The sequence below is a fragment of the Lentzea californiensis genome, from assembly GCF_024648825.1.
Classification (GTDB): domain Bacteria; phylum Actinomycetota; class Actinomycetes; order Mycobacteriales; family Pseudonocardiaceae; genus Lentzea; species Lentzea californiensis.
Genome location: NZ_JANBBE010000007.1, coordinates 460762 through 482669, shown reverse-complemented (window position 1 = coordinate 482669; position 21908 = coordinate 460762). Strand labels below are relative to the sequence as shown.

At 69.4% G+C, this 21908-nt stretch carries 20 protein-coding genes and 1 pseudogene; 13 read left to right on the top strand and 8 right to left on the bottom strand.

The window, feature by feature from the left end; all coding sequences use genetic code 11:
* A pseudogene (locus LX88_RS26735) lies at nucleotides 1-276 on the bottom strand (IS982 family transposase); the annotation flags it as partial.
* A gap of 65 nt (nucleotides 277-341) precedes the next feature.
* On the opposite strand from LX88_RS26735, the gene LX88_RS26730 reads away from it, so the two are divergent.
* The 6 genes from LX88_RS26730 (at nucleotide 342) to LX88_RS26705 (ending at nucleotide 9852) form a co-directional block, all read left to right on the top strand.
* A complete protein-coding gene (locus LX88_RS26730) occupies nucleotides 342-1268 on the top strand; it encodes an ABC transporter permease (protein WP_258950544.1) in 927 nt (308 codons plus the stop codon).
* 16 nt (nucleotides 1269-1284) lie between these two features.
* Complete coding sequence (locus tag LX88_RS26725; protein WP_211335602.1) at nucleotides 1285-2262, top strand: ABC transporter permease; 978 nt, start codon at nucleotides 1285-1287, stop codon at nucleotides 2260-2262.
* On the top strand, nucleotides 2262-4385 hold the full coding sequence (locus LX88_RS26720; RefSeq protein ID WP_258950543.1) for a dipeptide ABC transporter ATP-binding protein: 2124 nt from the start codon (nucleotides 2262-2264) through the stop codon (nucleotides 4383-4385). Before LX88_RS26725 ends, LX88_RS26720 begins: the two co-directional genes overlap by 1 nt.
* A 110-nt stretch (nucleotides 4386-4495) precedes the next feature.
* Nucleotides 4496-6166: an ABC transporter family substrate-binding protein gene (locus LX88_RS26715; protein ID WP_258950542.1), complete on the top strand. Its 1671-nt coding sequence runs from the start codon at nucleotides 4496-4498 to the stop codon at nucleotides 6164-6166.
* A 68-nt stretch (nucleotides 6167-6234) separates the two neighbouring features.
* On the top strand, nucleotides 6235-7113 hold the full coding sequence (locus tag LX88_RS26710; protein WP_258950541.1) for a hypothetical protein: 879 nt from the start codon (nucleotides 6235-6237) through the stop codon (nucleotides 7111-7113).
* A 42-nt stretch (nucleotides 7114-7155) separates the two neighbouring features.
* Nucleotides 7156-9852 carry a caspase family protein gene (locus LX88_RS26705; RefSeq protein ID WP_258950540.1) on the top strand — a complete coding sequence of 899 codons (2697 nt, stop codon included), beginning with the start codon at nucleotides 7156-7158 and terminating at the stop codon, nucleotides 9850-9852.
* Here the strand turns inward: LX88_RS26705 and LX88_RS26700 are convergent.
* The 3 genes from LX88_RS26700 to LX88_RS26690 form a co-directional block, all read right to left on the bottom strand.
* A complete protein-coding gene (locus tag LX88_RS26700) occupies nucleotides 9831-10763 on the bottom strand; it encodes a DNA polymerase domain-containing protein (RefSeq protein ID WP_258950539.1) in 933 nt (310 codons plus the stop codon). The genes LX88_RS26705 and LX88_RS26700 overlap by 22 nt on opposite strands.
* On the bottom strand, nucleotides 10753-11697 hold the full coding sequence (gene ligD, locus LX88_RS26695) for a non-homologous end-joining DNA ligase (RefSeq protein WP_258950538.1): 945 nt from the start codon (nucleotides 11695-11697) through the stop codon (nucleotides 10753-10755). Before ligD ends, LX88_RS26700 begins: the two co-directional genes overlap by 11 nt.
* Before the next feature lie 164 nt (nucleotides 11698-11861).
* On the bottom strand, nucleotides 11862-12227 hold the full coding sequence (locus tag LX88_RS26690; protein ID WP_258950563.1) for a DUF5997 family protein: 366 nt from the start codon (nucleotides 12225-12227) through the stop codon (nucleotides 11862-11864).
* 56 nt (nucleotides 12228-12283) lie between these two features.
* Between LX88_RS26690 and LX88_RS26685 the strand changes: the two genes are divergently transcribed.
* Nucleotides 12284-13021, top strand: coding sequence for a LysR substrate-binding domain-containing protein (locus LX88_RS26685; RefSeq protein ID WP_258950537.1), 738 nt, complete (start codon nucleotides 12284-12286; stop codon nucleotides 13019-13021).
* Nucleotides 13022-13131: 110 nt separating this feature from the next.
* Here LX88_RS26685 and LX88_RS26680 read toward each other — a convergent pair whose 3' ends face one another.
* Nucleotides 13132-13554 carry a YciI family protein gene (locus LX88_RS26680; RefSeq protein ID WP_258950536.1) on the bottom strand — a complete coding sequence of 141 codons (423 nt, stop codon included), beginning with the start codon at nucleotides 13552-13554 and terminating at the stop codon, nucleotides 13132-13134.
* A 117-nt stretch (nucleotides 13555-13671) separates the two neighbouring features.
* Here LX88_RS26680 and LX88_RS26675 point away from each other — a divergent pair, with 117 nt between their 5' ends.
* The 3 genes from LX88_RS26675 (at nucleotide 13672) to LX88_RS26665 (ending at nucleotide 16132) form a co-directional block, all read left to right on the top strand.
* Nucleotides 13672-14064, top strand: a complete 393-nt coding sequence (locus tag LX88_RS26675; protein ID WP_258950535.1) for a CoA-binding protein — start codon at nucleotides 13672-13674, stop codon at nucleotides 14062-14064.
* Between the two features lie 79 nt (nucleotides 14065-14143).
* Complete coding sequence (locus LX88_RS26670) at nucleotides 14144-15040, top strand: ParB/RepB/Spo0J family partition protein (protein ID WP_258950534.1); 897 nt, start codon at nucleotides 14144-14146, stop codon at nucleotides 15038-15040.
* Between the two features lie 162 nt (nucleotides 15041-15202).
* Nucleotides 15203-16132 (top strand): DUF6346 domain-containing protein, encoded by a 930-nt coding sequence (locus LX88_RS26665; RefSeq protein WP_258950533.1) that lies wholly within the window; start codon nucleotides 15203-15205, stop codon nucleotides 16130-16132.
* Here LX88_RS26665 and LX88_RS26660 read toward each other — a convergent pair.
* Nucleotides 16129-17232 (bottom strand): helix-turn-helix domain-containing protein, encoded by a 1104-nt coding sequence (locus tag LX88_RS26660; protein ID WP_258950532.1) that lies wholly within the window; start codon nucleotides 17230-17232, stop codon nucleotides 16129-16131. The genes LX88_RS26665 and LX88_RS26660 overlap by 4 nt on opposite strands.
* Before the next feature lie 124 nt (nucleotides 17233-17356).
* On the opposite strand from LX88_RS26660, the gene LX88_RS26655 reads away from it, so the two are divergent.
* Nucleotides 17357-17938, top strand: a complete 582-nt coding sequence (locus LX88_RS26655; RefSeq protein WP_245983698.1) for an NUDIX domain-containing protein — start codon at nucleotides 17357-17359, stop codon at nucleotides 17936-17938.
* A gap of 106 nt (nucleotides 17939-18044) precedes the next feature.
* Here the strand turns inward: LX88_RS26655 and LX88_RS26650 are convergent, their stop codons facing one another.
* Both LX88_RS26650 and LX88_RS26645 read right to left on the bottom strand, forming a co-directional pair.
* On the bottom strand, nucleotides 18045-18203 hold the full coding sequence (locus tag LX88_RS26650) for a hypothetical protein (RefSeq protein ID WP_258950531.1): 159 nt from the start codon (nucleotides 18201-18203) through the stop codon (nucleotides 18045-18047).
* 64 nt (nucleotides 18204-18267) lie between these two features.
* Complete coding sequence (locus LX88_RS26645; protein WP_258950530.1) at nucleotides 18268-19224, bottom strand: hypothetical protein; 957 nt, start codon at nucleotides 19222-19224, stop codon at nucleotides 18268-18270.
* Between the two features lie 240 nt (nucleotides 19225-19464).
* Between LX88_RS26645 and LX88_RS26640 the strand changes: the two genes are divergently transcribed.
* Both LX88_RS26640 and LX88_RS26635 read left to right on the top strand, forming a co-directional pair.
* The gene (locus LX88_RS26640) at nucleotides 19465-21288 is read left to right on the top strand and encodes a S8 family serine peptidase (RefSeq protein ID WP_258950529.1); all 1824 of its coding nucleotides are present in this window, start codon (nucleotides 19465-19467) and stop codon (nucleotides 21286-21288) included.
* A 143-nt stretch (nucleotides 21289-21431) separates the two neighbouring features.
* Nucleotides 21432-21905, top strand: a complete 474-nt coding sequence (locus LX88_RS26635) for an RICIN domain-containing protein (protein WP_258950528.1) — start codon at nucleotides 21432-21434, stop codon at nucleotides 21903-21905.
* Nucleotides 21906-21908: the final 3 nt, after the last annotated feature.

Sequence of the window (21908 nt, the reverse complement as noted above, 5' to 3'; positions counted from 1 at the left end):
CCGGATGACCTTCTTGAGTAGCGGGACCGCGGTGCGCAGTCGCTTGTTGTAGCCGGATTGCTGTGGCAGGTAAGAGAAAGCACCGGGCAGATGGCGGGGCAGGAACCTCAGCCAGCGGGCCTCGGAACGGATGCCGAGCAAGGCCTGCGCCACGGCGAGAGTGAGCAGTTCAGCGTCGGTCAGCCGTGGTGGTCGTCCAGTCCGGGCGGGCCTGCCCAAGTGATCATCGATCTTGACGTAGAGTGCGGTCAGAAGGGTGTTCAGGTCGGTCCTCACAAACTGATCTTGAACACCCTTCGTCTGTCTTCAGACACCGCCCGGACTTAGGACTTACTCGTCTAGTGGCGACGTTCCTCGCGTTCACGTTGGCCTCCGCCACCTTTGACCCGATCGGGGTGCTGCAACAACGCAACCCACCGCCTCCGGCGGCGTCGATCGAGGCGAAGAAGAGAGACCTCCACCTCGACCAGCCGATCCCGCAGCGGTTCGTCACGTGGATGGGCGGTGTGGTCCAGGGCGACTTCGGTCGCACGATCACCGATCGCCCGATCACGGACGAACTCGGCAGGCGCATCGGCGTGAGTTTGAGGCTCTTCCTGCTCGGTATCACGATCGGCATCCTGTTCGGCGTGCTGCTCGGTGTCGTGAGCGCGATCCGGCAGTACAAGTTCAGCGACTACTTCGCGACCCTGTTCAGCTTCATACTGCTGTCCACGCCGGTGTTCGTGCTGGGCACGCTGCTGAAGATGGGCGCGCAGGGGATCAACGACTCCATCGGCACGAACGTGCTGATCTTCGTCGGTGAGACGACACCCGGGTTCCAGGGCAACTGGTTCGAGCACCTGGGCGACCGGCTGCAGCACCTGATCGTGCCGACGCTCGCGATCGCGCTCGGCCAGATCGCCTACTACAGCCGCTACCAGCGCTCGTCGATGCTCGACGTGCTCGGCAGCGACTTCCTGCGCACCGCCCAGGCCAAGGGGCTGACCCGCCGCAAGGCGCTGTTCAAGCACGGCCTGCGCACCGCGCTCATCCCGATGGCGACCCTGTTCGCGTTCGGTTTCGGCCTGCTCGTCGTCGGTGGCACGTTCACCGAGCGGATCTTCGGCTGGTTCGGCATGGGTGACTGGCTCGTCACCGGCATCTCGGCGCAGGACACGAACATCACCGCCACGGTGACGCTCTTCGTCGCGGTGTGCGTGCTGTTCTCCGGCTGGCTCGCCGACGTGCTGTACGCCGCGCTCGACCCCCGAATCCGCGTGAACTAGGCAAGGTGACGACGACGTGACCGTGATCCTCAACGAGGGGGACGCCGCCGGAACCACCGGCGCCGCCTCCGGTGGCCCAGTCGACGCGGCGCCCGAACCGGGCAAGGCGATGACGCGCGGCCGGCTGGTGTTCATCCGCTTCATGCGCAACAAGCTGGCGCTGGTCGGCCTGGTGGTCATCCTCGGGATGTACCTGATGGCGTTCGTGGGCCCGCTCCTGTCGAAGTGGAGCTACGACACCCAGGACTACAGCGCGTTCCTGGAGCCGCCCTACTCCGAGCACATCTTCGGCACCGACAAGATCGGTACCGACATGTTCGCGCTGACGATGCGCGGGCTGCAGAAGTCGTTGATCATCGGCCTGCTCGTGGCGCTGATCTCGACCACCGTGGCCGCGATCGTCGGTGCGGCCGCCGGCTACTTCCTCGGTGTCGCCGACAAGACGCTCATGTGGGTCGTCGACCTGCTGCTGGTGCTGCCGTCGTTCCTGATCATCGCGATCCTGAGCCCGTGGTTCCGCGGCAAGTCGTGGTTCCTGCTGGTGCTGATGCTCGCGGCGTTCCAATGGATGATCACCGCCCGCATCGTGCGCGGCATGACGCTGACGCTGAAGGAACGCGAGTTCGTCAAGGCGGCCAAGTTCATGGGCCAGCCCGCGCGCAAGATCATCGCCAAGCACATCGTGCCGAACATGGCGTCGCTGCTCATCATCGACGCGACCATCAACGTCGGTTCCGCCGTGCTCGCCGAGACCGGCCTGAGCTACTTCGGGTTCGGCGTCCAGTCGCCCGACGTCTCGCTCGGCACGCTGATCGGCGGCAACGCCGAGTCCGCGACGACCTTCCCCTGGCTGTTCCTGTTCCCGGCGGGGTTCCTCGTCGTGTTCGTGCTGGCGGTGAACTGGGTCGGCGACGGGCTCCGTGACGCGCTCGACCCCACCTCCACGCGCGTGCGCCGCAAGGAGAAGAAGGACACCAAGGAGAAGGCCGCCTGATGACCACCTCGGAGCTCCAGTTCGACGCACCGGCGGACCCGGTCGTCGACGGTCCGGTCCTGCAGGTCGAGGACCTGCACGTGTCCTTCCCGAGCGAGTCCGGCCGCGTCCGGGCCGTGCGTGGCCTCAGCTACCACGTCTCGCCCGGCGAGGTCCTCGGCATCGTCGGCGAGTCCGGTTCCGGCAAGTCCGTGTCCTCGCTCGCCGTCATGGGCCTGCTGCCGTCCTCGGCGCGCATCACCGGTTCCATCAAGTTCCAGGGCCGTGAGCTCATCGGCCAGAACGACGCGGAGCTGTCGAAGATCCGCGGCCGCCGCGTCTCGATGGTGTTCCAGGACCCGCTGTCCGCGCTGACGCCGGTCTTCACCGTCGGCGACCAGATCGCCGAGGCGATCCTGGTGCACCGCAAGGTGTCCAAGCAGGCGGCCGCCAAGCGCGCGGTCGAGCTGCTCGACCTCGTCGGCATCCCGAACGCCGTCGAGCGCGCCAAGGCGTTCCCGCACGAGTTCTCCGGCGGCATGCGGCAGCGCGCGGTGATCGCGATGGCGATCGCCAACGACCCCGACCTGATCATCGCCGACGAGCCGACCACCGCGCTCGACGTGACGGTGCAGGCGCAGGTGCTGCAGCTGCTCGAGACCGCGCAGGAGGTCACCGGCGCGGGCATCGTGATCATCACCCACGACCTCGGCGTCGTCGCCGGGTTCGCGGACCGGCTGATGGTCATGTACGCGGGCCGCGCCGTCGAAAAGGGCAAGGTCGACGAGATCTATCAGCAGCCGCGGATGCCGTACACGCTCGGCCTGCTCGGCTCGATCCCGCGCCTCGACGTCAGCGAGAAGCAGGCGCTCGTGCCGATCAAGGGCCAGCCGCCGTCGCTCACGGACCTGCCCGACGGCTGCCCGTTCGCGCCGCGCTGCCCGATGGTCGTCGACGCCTGCCACACCGCCGAACCGCCGCTGATGGACGTCGACGGCTCCGCCGAACACGCCGCCGCGTGCATCCGCACCAACGAGATCGCCGCGACCGACGCCGAGGGCGCCGAGGCCGCCGTCGAGATCTTCGGTGCCGAGGTGGCCGCCGAGCCCGAGGTCGCGAAGATCCCGCGCGAGCAGCGCGACATCGTGCTGGGCCTCGACAACCTCGTCAAGGAGTACCCGATCAACAAGGGCGTGGTGTTCAAGCGCCGCGTCGGCACCGTGCACGCGGTCGCGGGCATCACGTTCGACATCCGCGAGGGCGAGACCCTGGGCCTCGTCGGCGAGTCGGGCTGCGGCAAGACCACGACGCTGATGGAGATCCTCAACCTCCAGAAGCCCATGGGCGGCGAGATCTCCGTGCTCGGCACGAAGTCGTCCGAAGTGGACGCCAAGCGCCGCTTCGCGATCCGCCGTGACATGTCGGTGGTCTTCCAGGACCCGATGGCGTCGCTCGACCCGCGCCTCACGATCAACGACTGCATCGCCGAGCCGATGCAGGTCCACGGCTACACCAAGGACGAGATCAACCGGCGCGTGCCGGAGCTGATGAGGCTCGTCGGCCTGCGTCCCGAGCAGTTGTCGCGCTACCCCGGCGAGTTCTCCGGCGGCCAGCGCCAGCGCATCGGCATCGCGCGGGCCCTCGCGCTCGAACCGAAGCTCGTCGTGCTCGACGAGCCGGTGTCGGCGCTGGACGTCTCCATCCAGGCGGGTGTCATCAACCTGCTCGAGGAGCTCAAGTCCAAGCTGGGCCTGGCCTACCTGTTCGTGGCACACGACCTGTCGGTGGTGCGCCACATCGCGGACCGGGTGGCCGTCATGTACCTCGGGAAGATCATCGAGATCGGCGAGGTGGACTCGGTGTTCGAGGCGCCGCGCCACCCGTACACGCAGGCACTGCTGTCGGCGATCCCGATCCCCGACCCCGTCAAGGAGCGTCAGCGGGAGAGGATCCTCCTCACCGGCGACCTGCCGAGCCCGGCGAACCCGCCGTCCGGCTGCCGCTTCCGGACCCGTTGCTTCCTGCACGCGTCGCTGCCTCCCGAGAAGCAGCGCCAGTGCATCGAAGTGGAACCACCGCGCGAAACGCAGGCCCCGGACCACGAGGCGGCCTGCCACTTCGCCCAGATCCGTCAGGTCCTCTGATGCATCCGTCGCCTCAGCAGACCTGCGAGCACGAAGGAACAGTGTCCCCGGCAACTGGTGTCCGGGCACGAGGGAGGTTCACGACAGTGAGTCGACGTACCAAGGTGGGTGTGACCGCGCTTGCCGTCGTCGCCCTCACGCTTACCGCGTGTGGGGGGCCCAGCAACAACGCCAACTCCGGGCTCAAGGGCGCGGACAACGCGATCGGCCAAGCGGACATCAACCCGCAGGACGCGGCCAAGGTCAAGGACGGCGGCGAGTTCCGCTGGCCGGTCGACCAGTTGCCGGACAACTGGAACTACAACCAGCTCGACGGCACCAACGCCGACGGCCGCCGCATGATCGACACGGTGATGCCGAACCTGTTCAAGCAGCAGCCCGACTCGAAGATCGTCGTCAACAAGGACGTCCTCGACGACGCGAAGCTGGCTTCGTCCGACCCGCAGGTCGTCGAGTACAAGATCAACTCCAAGGCGAAGTGGTCGGACGGCACCGCGCTGTCCTGGCAGGACTTCGAGTCCATGTGGAAGTCCCTGAACGGGACCGACAAGGCCTTCGAGGTCGCCGGCACCACCGGCTACGAGGACATCGAGAAGGTCGAGAAGGGCGCGACCGACCAGGACGTCAAGGTGACGTTCAAGAAGAAGTTCGCCGAGTGGCAGGGTGGCCTGTTCTCGCCGCTCTACCCGAAGGCCATGTCCTCCTCGCCGGAGGAGTTCAACAAGGGCTGGGCCGACGCGCCGAAGATCACCGCCGGTGCGTTCAAGATCGGCACGATCGACCGCACCGCCAAGCTCGTGACCGTCGTGCAGGACCCGGCGTGGTGGGGCCCGAAGGCGAAGCTCGAGAAGATCACGTTCCGCCAGGTCGACCGCCCCGCGCTCGCGGACGCGCTCGCCAATGGCCAGATCGACTTCTTCGACATCGGCTCCAGCATCGACAACTTCACGCGTGCCAAGTCGATGCAGGGTGTGACGATCCGCCAGGCGATCACGCCGGACTACTCGCACATCACGTTCAACGGTGCGGACACGTCGATCCTCAAGGACGCGAAGCTCCGCGTCGCGCTGCAGCGCGGCATCGACACCAAGACCATCACCAAGGCGCTGCTCGGCCAGATGATCAAGGGCGACGCGCAGGTCACCGGTAACCACTTCTTCCTGCTGGGCTCGGCCGGCTACAAGGACAACTCGTCCGTGGCGTCGTTCGACAAGGAAGCCGCGAAGAAGCAGCTCGACGAGCTGGGCTGGAAGCTCGAGGGCGAGACGCGCAAGAAGGACGGCAAGGAGCTCGTCGTCCGCTACGTCATCCCGACCCCGAACCCCACCTCCGACCAGATCGCGAAGCTCGTGCAGTCGCAGCTGAAGGAGATCGGCGCCAAGGTCGACATCCAGGCCGTGCCGTCGACCGACTTCTTCAAGCAGTTCGTGAACGTCGGCAACTTCGACATGACCGGCTTCCGCTGGCTGGCCTCGGCCACGCCGATCTCGGACAGCAAGGGCATCTACACGCTCGACCCGGCCAGCACCAACCAGAACTACGGCCGGATCGGCTCCGAAGAGGTCAACAAGCTGCTCGAGCAGGCCAACGGTGAGCTCGACGAGACCAAGCGTCTCGAGCTCGCCAACGAGGCCGACAAGAAGATCTGGCAGCTGGGCGCCCAGCTGCCGCTGTACCAGCTGCCCGGCGCGGTCGCGGTGAAGAGCAACGTCGCCAACTTCGGTGCCGTCGCGTACGCGAACCGTCCGTACGACTACATCAACATGGGCTTCACCGAGTGATGTAGTTCGCTGTGCAACGGCCCGGCGGGTCTTCCCGCCGGGCCGTTTCTTTCTGTTTGGAGCTTGCTTTGTCGCGTTCCCGGGTTCGTGCTCTGCGCTACGGGCTGTTCACCACGGCGGTCGTGCTCGTCGTGTGCTTCGTGGTCGCGTTGTTCTCCTGGCTGTCCTATTCGGACGACCGCGCGGTGCTGGCGTCGCTGACGGCCCGCGACACGGGAGAGGTCGTGTCCTTTGCGGACGGTGCGGTCGAGGTGCGCTGGCCGTCCGGCACCGCCCGCGTCGCCTACGAGAACGGTGCCCGGGTCGTCGGGCGGCAGACGCAGGTGGCGTTCGCCCCCGCGGACCCGTCGCGTGCCGTGATCCCGGGCTCGGACCTGTTCCTGGAGACCGACCGGGCGCTGGGCGGCGTGACGTTCTCCGTCGCGGTGGCGCTGCTGGTGGTCCTCGCCGGTGCCGTGCGGGTGCTTCTGGCAGTGCGATCGGCGCGTGCGCAGGGGGCCACGGTGTCCGTGCGGCGGATCCGGCTGCAGTCCGGGTTGATGGTGCGGTCGTGGCTGGAGGTCGAGGGGCCGGTCGAGCGCTGGCTGCCCGTCTACTACGACCCGGTGCTCGTGACGCTGCCGTCGCCGTCGGACGTCGAACTGCGCGGCGGCCGGGTCGCCGTCGTCGGCGGAGTGACCGTCTACCCGTCCGGCCGCCCGGTGACCAAGCACCCGCGCGGCCGCCGGCTCGACAACCCCGTGCAGCCCGATCCGGACACGCGCGCGCCGCGTGGCCTGGTCGCGCAACTGCGGGTCGACGCGGTGTTCATGGTGCCCGCGCCGGTCGTCGGCCTGTTCTGGGCCTACCTGGACGGCAGCGGGTTCACCGGCTGGATCACGGCCACCGTGATCGCCGCGGTGCTGGGCCTGTGGTGGGCGGCCTTGCGGGGTTCCGACCCGTCGTAATGCTTCGTGCCCGGTGAGCGACCTCTCGGGTGGGAGGCCGCTATGACCGACGTCACACTGCGCGTGTACGAGGACGGCGCCGACGACGAGCGAATCGAGCAGCTCACCGCGTTCCTGCGGACGGAGCTGGGAGAGGTCGTCGCCGTCTCCGGCGTTCCCGGCGAGGCACCCGAGGGCGCCAAGGCCGTCGACCTGAACGAGCTCGGCACCCTGCTGACCACCGTCTCCCAGTCGACCGTGCTGGCCGCGCTGATCAACGCGGTGTCGTCGTGGCTCGGCCAGCGCCGCGAGCGATCGGTGACCGTCGAGGCGGGCGGCGACACCCTGGAACTGACCGGCGACCCGTCGGAAGCCGAGCTGGCGCAGCGTTCCGCGTGGCTCGGCCGCCACCTCCACCGCTACGCGCTGATCATCGCGAGCCACGAGTTCGCCGACCCCGGCCTGTCCTCCCTGCGCGCCCCGGCCCACGACGCCGCCCGCCTGGGCGAGGTGCTCGCGGACCCGCGCATCGGCGCCTTCCACGTGCGGACCATGATCAACTCCTCGGCCGCCGAGGTGAACGAGGCGGTCGAGGACTTCTTCGCCGACCGCGAACCGGACGACCTCCTGGTCCTGCACTTCTCCGGCCACGGCGTGAAGGACGAGGCCGGCGAACTGCACTTCGCCACGTCCGGCACCAAGCTCTCCCGCCTGGCCGGCACCGCCGTGTCCGCGGACTTCGTGGCCCGCCGCATGAACCGCTCCCGCTCCCGCCGCATCGTGCTGCTGCTGGACTGCTGCTACTCCGGCGCGTTCGGCCGGGGCATGGTCGCCCGCGCGGGCGGCTCCGTCGGCCTGGAGGAACAGTTCGGCGGCAGCGGCCGCGCCGTCATCACCGCCTCGTCGGCCATGGAGTACGCCTTCGAGGGCGCCGCCGTGGCCGACTCGTCCGAGGGCGAACCGTCGGTCTTCACCTCAGCCCTGGTGCACGGCCTGGAATCGGGCGACGCCGACCGCGACCAGGACGGCCACGTGGGCCTGGACGAGCTCTACGACTACGTCTACGACCGCGTCCGCCGCGTGACCCCGCACCAGACGCCCGGCAAGTGGATGCTCGACGTGCGAGGCGACCTGCGCATAGCCCGCCGCGTCCGCCCGGTCACGGTGCCGGCCCCGCTGCCACCGGAACTGCAGGAGGCGATCGACCACTCGCTGCCGGGCGTGCGGGCAGGGGCGGTCCCCGAACTGCGCCGGCTGCTGTCCGTCGCGCACGAGGGGCGGGTGCTGGCGGCGCGGATGGCGTTGCGGAGGCTGACGGACGACGACAGCCGCATGGTGGCGTCGGCGGCCCGAGAGGCGCTGGGGGAGAAGGCCGCACCGGCGTCGGCCTCGAAGCCGCCGGGGCACGACACGACGGCCCGGAAACTGTCGGTGCCGCCTGAGACGATGGGAGTGGGGGCTTCTGCCTCCCCCGGAGGGGGCCAGGCGGGATCGATTCCGAAGAGGCCGGGGCAGACCTCGCCCACCGCGTCCGGCTCAGGCGCGGCCGAGCCGGGCACGCCGGGACGGCGCCGGACACCGGCCGAGCCGGGCACGCCCGCGGGCCGTGGGACATCGGCCGAACCGGACATGTCCGCGGTCCGCGGGACGCAGCTGGACTCAGGCTCGCCTGCGAGGCGCGGGGCACAGGTGGAGTCGGCCGCGAGCCGCCAGGCATCGGCCGAGCCGGGCATGTCCGCGGTCCGCGGGACGCAGCTGGACTCAGGCTCGCCCACGAGCCGCCAGGCAACGTCCGAGTCGGACTCGCCCACGCGCCACGCCTCGTCCGAGCCGGGAATGTCCTCGAGCCGCCAGACATCGTCCGAGCCGGGCATTCCCTCGAGCCGCCACACACTGGCCGAGTCGGACCCGCCCGTGAGCCGCGAGGCACCGGCCACGCCTGCCGCAACCCTCACGCCTGCCGCCCTCACGCCTGCCGCCCTCACGGCCGCGCTGCCCCGCCTCGCTGCGGGCCTGGCCCTGACTCTCCTGGTCCTGAGCCTGATGGCGATCCCCGGCGGCATCCTCGGCCGCCTCGGCGACTCCAGCCCCCACACCTTCGTGTTCGCCGCGGTCTGGCCGTGGGCGCTGGTCGCGGCGCTGTTCGTGCTCACCTGCCGGGACCACCCCTGGGCGCCGGGCGCCGCGCTGGGCCTGCTGGCGGGTACGACAGGCCTGGTCAGCGGCCACGACTCCACCTGGATGCCGTACGCGCTGGCGGCGACCGCCCTCGCCGTCGCCTGCACGACGACCCCGTGGTGGCCGGCCGTCGCGGGCGGCGGTCTGGGAGCGCTGGGCGTCTACGTCGTCGCCTACGCGGCTCACGACCTGATGTCGATCAACGGCGACGGCGAGGACGTCACGGTGATCGCCACCGCGGCCGCGCTCACCTGCCTGGCGGTGTACCGGACCTGGCGGGACGGGCGGTGGCTCAGCACGATCGCGCCCGCGCTGCTGGTGCTGGACGCGGTCGTCACGCTGACCGTCGAGGCCCCGACGTACATCACCCACGCGAGCCTGGCCGGGCTGGTCGTCGTCCCGCTGATCGTCGTCTCGGCCACCGGCACCGCCAGGTTCGCGGCGGTCGTGGCCGTCGCGGCCGGACTCCTGGTGCGCGCCAGCGACTTCGTGTCCACCGACGAACCGGCGTTCACCGGCGTCGCCCACGTGGCGCTGCCACTCGCGGCGGCGGTGGTCGCCTACTTCTCGCGTTCCCGCTGAGCCTTGCGCCGCTTGCCCTCGTGCATCGCGACCACGCGGGCGACCGGGATGGTGTGGCCCTCGGCGACCAGGTCGGCGGGCAGGCGTTGCGGCTTCGGCATCAGCTCGGCCCACGGGTCGCCGTCGAACCGGGTCCTGATCGTGAAGTCGGCCGGCGTGACGTCCTTCAGGGACTCCCACGGCACGGGGAACGAGATCGGCAGGCCCTCGCGCAACCGGGGGCTGTAGGCGGCGACGACCGTGGCACCCCAGGCGCGCGTCGAGTCCAGGAACACCTTCCCGCCCCGTTCGGCCCGGATGTAGGCGGTGGTCGCCAGCGACGGGTCGAGCTTCTCCGCCCGCACGGCCACCGCGCGCGTCGCCGCGGCCACGTCGTCGGGGGAGTGCTCCTCCAGCGGCACGAAGATGTGCACGCCCTTGGCGCCGCTGGTCTTGACCGCGCCTTCGAGACCGGCCTGCGCCAGCGCCTCGCGGATCAGCAGCGCCGACCCGACCACGACGTCGAACCCGGCGCCCTCCGGCGGGTCGATGTCGAGCACCATGTGGGTCTGGTAGTGGTCCTCGCCGAAGTGTTCACCGAGGTACAGCGGCACGTGGTACTCGACCGCGCGCTGGTTCGCGAACCACATCAGCGTCTGCTTGTCGTCGCAGATCGCGTACTTGATCTTGCGGTGCGACGCCTCCGCCCAGACCTCGACGGTCCTGACGTAGTCCGGTGTGTACTTGGGAACGTTCTTCTGCATGAACGGGTCCTGGCCGCGCAGGATCCGCCACACCGACAGCTGCCGCCCCGCGAGCACCGGCACGAACCGGCCGGCCACGAAGTCCAGGTACTCCACCAGGTCGCCCTTGAGCAACCCGCCGAACAACGGCTGGTCGAGCGACGAGAACTTCAGCGGGCTACTGCTCATCGGGAACCTCGAGTTCGTCGCGGGCGGCCCACTCCAGCAGCGGTTCGATCGACCAGGCAGCGTCGTCGATCCCGGCGTGCAGGTCGCCCAGTTCGGCGTAGCGCTTCGGCACGGTGGCGATGGTGAAGTCGCGCGGGTCGGCGTCCGGGACCTCGTCCCAGCGGATCGGCGTCGACACCGTCGCCTCCGGGTAGCCGCGCACCGAGTAGGCGCTGGCGATCGTCCGGTCGCGCGTGTTCTGGTTGTAGTCCACGAAGACCAGCGACGGGTCGCGGTCCTTGCGCCACCACGTGGTCTCGACGTCGTCCGGCGCGCGTCGTTCGACCTCGTGCGCGAACGCCAGGGCCGCCTTGCGCACGTCCTGGAACCCGTGGTCGGGCTTGATCCGCACGTAGATGTGCAGGCCCTTCGAGCCCGAGGTCTTCGGGAAGCCCGTCGCGCCCAGTTCGGCCAGCACCTCCTGCGCCACCAGTGCCACCCGCCGCACGCGGTCGAAGGTGCACGTGGGGCCGGGGTCGAGGTCGATGCGCCACTCGTCGGGCTTCTCGGTGTCGGCGGCGCGCGAGTTCCACGGGTGGAACTCCACAGTGGACATCTGCACCGCCCAGATCACGTCCGCGACGTGCGTGACGCACAGTTCGTCCGCGTGGCGGTTGTAGCGCGGGAAGTGCACCCGGACCGTCCGGATCCACGGCGGCGCACCGTTCGGAAGCCTTTTCTGGTGCACCTTCTCGCCCGTGACGCCCTCGGGGAAGCGGTGCAGCATGCACGGCCGTTCCCGCAGGGCGCGGACGATCCCGGCGCCGACGGACAGGTAGTAGTTCGCGAGATCCAGCTTCGTCTCGCCGCGCGCGGGGAAGTAGACGCGGTCGGGGTTGGAGATCCGCACGACGCGGTCCTCCACCTCGAGCTCCACAGCCGGGGACTTGCCCATGCCCACCAACCTAACCGTTCGCCTGCCTCGATCCTCGTAGTTTGCGGCGGTGAGCCTGTTTTCGCTCGCGCCGGAAGGCGCGGGGAAACGGGACGGCGCGCCCCGCCAGGTGCGGAGCGCGCCGAAATGGGTGAGCGGGAGATCCCGTTCGTGCGGGCCGACCGTTACTCCGCCTCTGCCTCTTCGAGGCGCGCCTTCTCCGCCAGACGCGCTTCCTCGGCCTTGAACTCCTTGTAGGTGGCGCGCTCGTGCACCAGCCAGTCCGGGTTCTCGTCCTTGATCGCGTTGATCTGCTCGGTGGTCAGCGCCTCGGTGATGCCGGCGCGCACCAGGGCGCTGGTCGAGATACCGAGCTTCTGCGCGATGAGCTGCTTGGGGTGCGGGCCGTTGCTGCGCAGGTCTGCCAGCCACTGCGGCGGGTTGGCCTGCAGCTCGTTCAGCTCGTCGCGCGACACCACGCCCGCCTGGAACTCCTCGGGCGTCGCCTCGAGGTACACGCCGAGCTTCTTGGCGGCGGTGGCGGGCTTCATGGTCTGCTGCGACTTCATGCGCAAAGAGTAACCGTTGCGTCCGGTAGCCTCAGCGCGTGACCGGATCGTTCACGCTCGCGTACGTCCCAGGCGTGACGCCGGGCAAGTGGGCACGGGTCTGGCAGGAACGCCTGCCGGAGACCGAGCTGACCCTCGTGCAGGTACCCGTCGCCGAAGCGGCCGCCAAGGTGCGCGCCGGCGAGGCCGACGCCGCGCTGCTCAGGTTGCCGGGCGACCGGGAGGACCTGCACGCGATCCCGCTCTACACCGAGACCACGGTCGTCGTGTTCCCGAAGGACCACGAGTTCGCCGCGGCCGAGGAACTGTCCCTCGAGGACCTGGCGGAGCAAGTCCTGTGGCAGCCGCTCGACGACACGCTGGTCTGGGACGAGGTGCCCGGTCAGCCGCCCGTCGAACGCCCGGAGACCACCGCGGACGCCATCGCGGTCGTGGCGGCGGGCGCCGGCGTGCTGGTCGTGCCGCAGTCGCTGGCCCGCCTTCACCACCGCAAGGACCTGAAGCACGTGCCGCTGTCCGACGCGCCGCAGTCGCGCGTCGCGCTGTCGTTCCCCATCCGCGACGAGAACCCCGAGCTGATCGAGCACATGATCGGCATCGTGCGCGGCCGCACGGCCAACAGCACCCGCGGCCCCGCGGCCGAGCCCGCGCAGAAGCAAACGCAGAAACAGGCGCAGAAGCAGGCTCCCAAGCAGGCATCCCAGCAACGGCGGGGTCCGGCGTCGCAGCAGAAGAAGCAGCCCGCGAAGCGCGCGAAACCCCGTCGCGGACGCTGACCCGGAACGCGGTCACGATCAGGACCGCGGTCCGCTGAACTTCCTGTTCCCGCAACGACTTCGGCTGTCGCGGCAGGGCCGGGCGGTCGCCGCCCGGCCCCGCCCCGCGCTCACTGGCCCTGCGCGGCGATCTGCTCGCGCATGCGGTCCTCCTGCGCCTGGATCTCGGGCGTGACGACGCTCTCGAACGCCTCGGGGCCGTGGATCTGCCGGATCTCCACCTCACCGGTCTGGAACGGCGCCTTCTTCAGCCACTCCACGGCGTCCTGCAGCGACGGCAGCTCCCAGATCCAGAAGCCGGCGATCAGTTCCTTGGTCTCGGCGAACGGGCCGTCGACGACCGTCGTGCCGCCCTTGCCGTCGAACGCGACCCGCGCGCCCTTCGCGCTCGGGTAGAGACCGTCGCCCGCGAGCATGACCCCGGCCTTGACGAGCTCCTCGTTGTAGTCGCCCATCGCGGCCAGTTCCTCTGTGGTGGGCATGACGAAGTTCTCGGTGTCCTCGTTCGCCTTGACGATGACCATGAACCGCATCTCGATCTCCTCTGGCTGGTGTCAGGTGCGTTTGTACCGAGGCGTCGATCGGGGACCCCGGTGTTTCGACCGGCTTCCGGCAAATGTGACCGGGGTCACAAGGTTAGGGTGGACGGCATGCGCGAAGACGTCGACTGGATCCTCGAGAACTGCCAGGTCTGGGCCATCGTCGGCCTCTCGGACAACCCGTCCCGCGCGGCCCACGGAGTGGCCCGCTTCCTGCAGCAACGCGGGAAGAAGATCGTGCCGGTGCACCCGTCCGCCGAGACCGTGCACGGCGAGCAGGGCTATCCGACGCTGGCGGACATCCCGTTCCCGGTCGACGTCGTGGACGTGTTCCGCCGCTCGGAGGACGCCGGCCAGTTCGCGGACGAGGCCGTCGCGATCGGGGCGAAGGCGGTCTGGTTCCAGCTCGGCGTGGTCGACGACGCGGCGTACGCGCGCACGCGAGAGGCCGGTCTGCGCATGGTGATGGACGTCTGTCCCGCGATTGAGTGGCGCTCCCGTTGAACGAGTAGCTAACCTGCTCTGGTCGTCTCCGGACACCTGGGGGTTCTGGGGAGATTCAGCCTGGGGGGCTCGATTCAGCATGCTCGTAGACATCACCGCGCTGCGGTCCGCGGACTCGCCACGGCTTCGTGGCCTCAGCGATGACTTCGTTCGTTCACTCGCGTCGTCCGGCGCTCATCTGCCACCGATCGTGGTGCACCGCTCGACGATGAAGGTCGTCGACGGCACGCACCGCCTGAAGGCCGCCGTGCTGCGCGGCTGCCGCTCCGTCGAGGTCGAGTACGTCGACGGGCCAGCGGAGGACCTCTTCGGCCTGGCGGTGTCGCTGAACCTCGCGACGCTGTCGACCGCCGACCGCGAGTCGGCGGCCAGGAGGTTGCTGCGCTCGCACCCGCAGTGGTCGGACCGGGCGATCGCCGCGTCCACGGGCCTCGCCGCCAAGTCCGTCGGCGTGCTGCGGCGCGCCGTGGGCGGGCAGGCCCCGGTGCGGATCGGCAGGGACGGAAAGCTCCGGCCGGTCAACTCCGCCGCCGGCCGCCGCCTGGCCGGCCGGATGGTCCAGGAACGACCCGACGCCTCACTGCGCGACATCGCCCGCGCCGCCGGGGTGTCACCGGGCACCGTCCGGGACGTCCGCCGCCGCCTGAGCGCCGGCATGGACCCCGTGCCGGAACGCATGCGGGCCGCCGAACGGGCCGACGCCGTGCTGCCCGCCGGGCGGACCGAGGTGCGCGATCCCGACGTCACGCTGCCGATCCTGCGGCGCGATCCCTCGTTGCGGTTCAACGAGCACGGCCGGTTGGTGCTGCGCTGGCTGGAGGCGCACGCGGTGTCGTCCGGCGAGTGGGCCACCGTCGTGTCCGGGGTGCCGTCGCACTGCCGGGAACTGGTGGCGGACATGGCACGCGGCTGCGCGGAGGCCTGGGTGGAGATGGCCGAGGCGTTGGAGCGGGAAGGTCAGCGGACCGCGGTCTAGGCCGGTTCCGCACGCGGTCGTATCGCCTCGGTCCCCCGGGCCAAGGCGATTAGCCCGTACGGTCCAACCCGTTCCGCTAGCCTCTGATCGCGTGACGTGGCTGCGCCGGACAGGTACCAGAGGACGCCCGAGCGGCACGAGCCGGCGGCGAGGTAGGTGCGGGTGAACCCACAGTTGCGGAGGAAGGCCGGGAAACTGGCCTTCGTCGTTCTGTTCCTGACCGTGCTGGGCTGGCTGATCGGTGCCACGATCATCAGCCAGTCCAACGGCGTGCACGGCCCCGACCCCGCCATCGCGCCGGGCCAGACCTACGCGGTGGCACGGATCTGCCACCGCCACGGCCCGGTCAGCACGCATGGATTCGGCTTCTGGCACCAATGCGCCGCCGACCTCCATTACGACGGCGCGGCCGAGCCGGCGGGCGAGGAGATCGTGGGCTTCCTCGGCCCCGCCGACATCGGCCGGAAGGTCGCGCTCGAGCGCGAAGGCACCGGACGCCGTTCGCACCACGTCCGTGCCGCCGGCCAGCCGTTCGAAGGCTGGGCGTGGCTGACGCTGCCGTTCGCGCCGGCGTGGCTGTACCTCGTGTTCCGCGTCGCGCGGCCGCTCGCGCGGGACCTCGGCAAGGACCTCGAAGCGATCAAGCTCGACGAACCGACCCGTGACGTCACCGTGGTCGACACGCGCAAGTCGTGGCTGAACTGGAAAGTCCAACTCGTGCTGCTGATGTTCGCGACGATCGCGGCGGTCCGCAGCACGCCGTGGGCGTTCGAGGGCTTCGGCGGCCACCAGATCTTGTCGCTGGTGGGCTGGGGCGTCATCGTGCTGCTCGCCGGGAACTTCCTGCGCCGCTTCGTGTTCGGCCCGTGGGTGACCGTCTCGCCGGACGGGTTGTCGTTCCGCGGCCGCCGACTCGGCTGGGCGGAGGTCCAGGAACTGCGGCTGACCCGGCACAACGTTCTCGTGGTCACACCTCGGACCGGCCGGACGCGGCGGATCGGGCGGTTCGGCGATGAGGGCGGAACCCGGCTGCACCATGCGCTGAGCCACTTCGGCGAGGCTCCCTACAGCCACGACCGCGCGGACGTCTAGGCGAAGAGGATCTCGCCGATCTCGCCCGCCACCTCGCGCCCCGCCGCAGGCCTCAAGCGGGACAACAACTTGCTGAACGCGGTCAGGTCGATGTGGACGGTCGCGGACTGCACCTGGCGGATGTCGTCGAGCAGGTCGGCGACCAGATCGCAGGCGTGGTCGACGTCGCCGGCCTCGGCGTGCGCGAGGGCCCTGCGCAGGCCGAAGCGGGTGCGGGCGCGCAGGGCCGTGGGGGAGATCAGCGGCATCTGGGTGTCGAGGATCGCGGCGGCCTCGGCGTGGCGGCCCAGGTCGTGGAACGTCCAGGCGCGCGCGATGGCCACCTGATCGATGAGACTCGTTGTGCCGTACGGGGATTCGCTCAATACCCGTTGCAGTTCGGCGGCGCGGTCCAGGGCGGCGTGGCAGCGGTCGGCGGCCCCGGCGAGGGCGTAGCCCTGGGCTTCGCGCAGGGCGGCCGCCGCCTGCACCGCGGTCGAGCGGGACTTGCCGGCTTCGCGCGCGTACTTGACGGTGGCGCGGGCATCACCGCGGTACAGAGCGAATTCGGAGATCCGGACGTGTGCCCAGGACGCCAGCTCCGAGTCACCGCCCTTCGCCGCGTACTTCACGGCGCGCCGGGTGAAATCGGCCGCCGAGGCGTCGTCGCCGCGTTCCTGTTCCATCCAGCCCGCGTACTCGGCGTACCGGGCGGCCAGCAGCCACAGGCCGCGCCCGAGGCCGGGGTCGTCGGCGGAGCGGGCCATGGAACTCAGTGCGTCGACCTGGGGACGCAGACTCGACAGCACCACCTCCGGGCTCAGCCGGTGGCCGAGGGCGCGGTGGTGGTCGAACATCGAGTCGAAGGTGAGCAACGTCGTGTGGTCGCTCGGGATCGGGCGTTCCGGGGCGTCGGCCAGTTCGATCAGATGGCCGTCGGCCTGCAGCGCGTTGTCGAAGAGTCTGGCCATTTCGGGGTTCGGGTGAACCTGGCCGTTCTCGATCTTGCTGAGGTGTCCCTTGCTGTACGGTACGAGGCCGGTCATCTGGTTGAGCGAGAGCCCGCGCTCGTTGCGCAGGCGGCGAACCTCCTGGGCGAACGTGGGCGGCAACGGCTTCACCCCCTCCCTCCCCCGGAAGTGTGTACGTCGTCAAACACCCGAATGCGGAATGTCCATTAATTGGCCTGTGATTGACGATCAACTGGGTCTATCTGGAGCGGTCGGCGATGGTTCCATGTGAGTCATGGTGATGACGCGGCTCGACGAGGCGGCTGGTGTGGTGATGGTCTGGCAGCGCTTGGCGACCAACGTGGTCCACCGGTCGCCGTGGTTCGAGGTCCGCTCCGACAAGGTCGTCAGACCCGATGGCGGTCATGGCACCTACACCCACGTCGTGGCGCCGGGATCGGTGACGGTCCTCGCGATCCAGGACGACGACGAGGTCGTGCTGACCCGCCAGTGGATCTACACCCACGGCGGCACGGAGTGGCGGCTGCCCGGTGGCGCCGTCGACGAGACGGACTCCGATCCCCTTGCCGCGGCACGTCGTGAGCTGGCGGAGGAGACCGGGCTGCGGGCGGCGAGATGGGAGCGGCTCGGCCAGATCCACGGCGCCGACAGCCTGAGCAACCACGTCGACCACATCTTCCTGGCCACCGACCTCACCCAGGGCGAGCCGTCGCTCGAACCCGGTGAGGCGGACCTGCGCGTGCGGACCATGCCGTTCTGCCACGCGCTCGACCTCGTCCGCCAGGGCATGCTCCCGCACGCCGGCAGTTCCCACGCGCTGCTCGTCATGGCGTTGCGCCGCACGACCCAGAAATAACACTCCGAGGGTTTCCTCATTCAGTGTGAAACAGGAAACCCGTTCTCATTCTGCTGGCGAAAAGCCATTCTTGGTGCATCGGCGAGAACAACAGCCCGAAAGCCAGTCAGAATGAGAAGGTGAATTCTTCGATGAGAATGATCTGCTCACTCGCCACCGTTGTGAAGGTTGCCGCCGTCTGCCTTTTCGTGGGATTCATGGCCGGCAGCGTCTTCATCGCGACGGTGATCTGACTCCGCTTCGGACTGCGGTTCTCCCTGGCCATCAAAGGGAGGTGTCAGCCGTGGAACCGCACTTCTGCATCGAAATGATCTGAACGGCTCCGGCAATCAGCGTGGCGTCCACTGCACGCCGTAGCCGCGGCCCTGACGAGGGTGTGGGAACTGCACGTCGATCTCACCGATCTCGTCCAGCGGCAACGACTGCGGCCAAGGCGTCAGGTCATCGGTGTCGCGCGCCAGGGCTTCCTCGACGCGCCACACCGACTCCGGCAGGTCGTCCCGGTCGAACCGCACCCGCAACCGGAACGACTCGCACATCCGCTCCGGCCAGAACACGTAGGTCGGACGCATCGATTGTCCGCGCGGCACGCGCACTTCGAGCGCGAACTGGTGCGTTTGCCCTGCGTTGAGGGGTCGGGGCAACCGCAGCTTCATCAGGAAGCGCCGCGGGGACGGACGTTCGTGGCCGATGAGCTCGACCCCGTGCAACACCTCCACGTCCAGGTCGCCTGGAGCGCCGTCGGGCGTGGGGGAGGGGATCGTGATCGACCACGCGATCTCGTTGACACCGTCGGTGTCGGCCACAACGGTCCGGCGTTCCGTGCACGCGGGCGTCGGACCGTCCAGCTTCAGCAGCGCGTCGAACTCCTTGACGTGCCACAGTTCCGACGGCGCCACGTGCGTCGTCGAAGGGGCCGGCTGCAGCGCCACTTCCACCAGGCGCTGCAGTCCGGCGTCCATCCTCCTGCGCACCGTTCGCGCACCGCGGTCCTGTTGCCGCGCCAGCCACTCGATGCGTTCGTTGAGGAACCGGAACTGCGCGTCGTCGTGCAGTCCGAGCGGCGCCAGAACGGCGTTGCGGACCTCCGCCGGGAAAGCACGCGCCGCGTTCGCGACCCAGTCGCGCAGTTTCGTCCGCACCGCTTCCGCGCCATCGGTCTCGACGACGCCGCAGACCTGGCGCAGCGCCGGTCCGACGTGCAAGTCGATACCGGGAGTCTGCACACCGCGCCCTCGGCACAAGGTGCGCAGTTCTTCCATCAGCTGCTCAGGTGCGACAGACATCCGTCCTCCGCGCGGAAATGCTTTGCCGGGCATGTCGGGCTTACCTGATCGGACGTTACTCCGGATGCACCATCCGGGTGAACGTGGACATCGGCAGAGGAAGGGATTGTTCTACACCGTTCCGCGAGATGATCACCGCCGAACGACTGATGTCCTGACCTGGCCTTCCCCGGTAACGTCCTGGTCACGGGCGGTTACTTCCTCCGGTTGCCGCCAACCCTGCCGATGGAGGTTGTATTCGTGCTGCGCACAATGTTGAGCATCGCCACGGTGTTCTCGCTGATCAGCGGCGTTCCTGCCGTCGCTGCCCCGGCCGAGGGCGCCTACCTGCTGCAGTTCCGCACCACCCTGTCCGACGGTCAGCGCCACCAGCTCGAGGGGCTCGGCGTGCGCCTCGGCGCGTTCGTCCAGGACGGCACCTACCTCGCCCGCATGACGAACACCGAGCGCGTCGCGCGGCTGAGCTACGTGCGGGAGGTGAAGCCGTTCCAGACCCAGCCGCGGATCATGGCCCTGAGCGGCTCGTCCGACTACCTGATCACGCTCGTCGAGCAGGACGCGGCCGACCAGAAGGCCGTTGCCGCCAGAGTGAAGTCCTTGGGCGGCAAGGTGAACGTCATCTCCGAGAGCCGTGAGCACATCATGGCCACCTTGGACGCCGGGCAAGCCGCACAGCTCGCGAAGCTGCCCGCCGTGATCGCGATCGACCCGGTGTCCGCGCCGGAGACCGACATGGCGATCTCGCGCGAGTCGTCCGGAGCCAACTACGTCGAGAGCGTCGGTGGCTACAAGGGCCAGGGCGTGCGAGGCGAGGTGATGGACGGCGGCCTGCGCACCACGCACCAGGAGTTCCGCACCCGTCCGCCGGTGATGCACACCGGGAACTCGTCGAGCACCTCGCACGGCACGGCGACGTACGGGCAGATCTTCGCGTCCGGCGTCTCGTCCGCGCACCGCGGCCTGCTGCCCGAGGCGCAGGGCATCTTCGCGATCTACGGCTCCGGCGACCGCTACGCCCACACCAAGCAGCTCGTGGACCCGGCCGGCCAGTACCGGGCGGTTTTCCAGTCCAACAGCTGGGGTGACGCGCTCACCACGTCGTACAACTCGATCTCGCAGCAGATGGACCGGATCGTGTTCGACCACGACCTGCTGATCTGCCAGTCGCAGAGCAACGCGGGCACCAGGAGCTCGCGCCCGCAGGCGTGGGCGAAGAACGTGCTGTCGGTCGGCGGCCACTACCACTACAACACCGCCTCGCGCACCGACGACAAGTGGAACGGCGGAGCGTCGATCGGCCCCGCCGCCGACGGCCGCATCAAGCCGGAGATCTCGAACTTCTACGACCGCATCGACACCACGACGTCCACCAGCGACACCGCCTACACGACGTCGTTCGGCGGCACGTCCGGCGCCACGCCGATCACCTGCGGCAACGCCGGTCTGCTGTTCCAGATGTGGTCCGACGGCGTGTTCGACGGCGCCCCCGGCAAGAAGCGCGACGTGTTCACGTCCCGCCCGCACGCGGCGACCGCGAAGGCGCTGCTCATCAACACCGCCGACCAGCACGCGTTCTCCGGCACCACGCACGACCAGACCCGCACGCACCAGGGCTGGGGCACGGCGTCGGTCCGCAACCTCTACGACCGCGCGAAGGCGGGCGGCTGGAAGCTGCCGGTCCTGGTGAACGAGACGGACCTCCTGGTCACCGGCCAGTCCCGCAAGTACACCGTGGCGTCCAACGGCCAGACGCCGCTGCGCGCGACGCTGGCCTACACCGACCCGGCCGGTTCGCCGACCGCGGCCAAGGCGACCGTCAACGACCTGACGCTGAAGGTCACCGCCCCCAACGGCACCGTCTACTGGGGCAACAACGGCCTGCTGGCCGGCAACTGGTCCACGGCGGGCGGCGTCGCGAACACCGTCGACACCGTGGAGAACGTCCTCGTCCAGGCGCCCGCCGCGGGCAACTGGACGGTCGAAGTGATCGCGACCTCGGTCAACGTGGACGGGCACGTCGAGACCGCCGCGACCGACGCCGACTACGCGCTGGTCGTCTCGTAGGTCCTCACCGGCGGTGGTGGCGTCGCGCCGCCACCGCCCATGACCTGCGGGTTCAAGGATTCCCGCAAGGGACCTGCAAGGGTGGTCCCGCACGCTCCCCGCTGGGACGCGTCCAGTCGTGGACGCGGCAGAGGGGAAACGACATGAAGAAGCTCTTCGTCAGGCTGGTGCCCGCGGCGCTCGCCGTCGTCGCCGCGGCCGGGCTGTCCGTCGCCGCCGCCCAGCCGGCCGCGGCCGCCGTGACCTGGAAGTTCCAGAGTGTCAACACGCCGACCTGCCTGGACGGGTACGTGGGACACCCCTACGGCGACGTCTACCACACCGGGTGCAACGACGGCGCGTTCCAGAACTTCAGGTGGGTGGGCTCGTTCGGCCGCCAGACCCAGCTGGTCAGCAACCAGAGCAACAGGTGCGCGGCGCAGGCAGGCGACTCCGTGAGCCTCGCGGGCTGCAACGGGTCGCCGTCGCAGGTCTGGGTGGTGAGCGGCTCGGCTACGCGCCTCAGCGTCCGCCACCTCAGTTCCGGCAAGTGCCTCACGAGGTTGGGCATGACGAACGTCCGGCTGCAGCCCTGCGACAGCGGGGTCGTCTACCAGCAGTGGAAGCGCCGCGCATAGCGC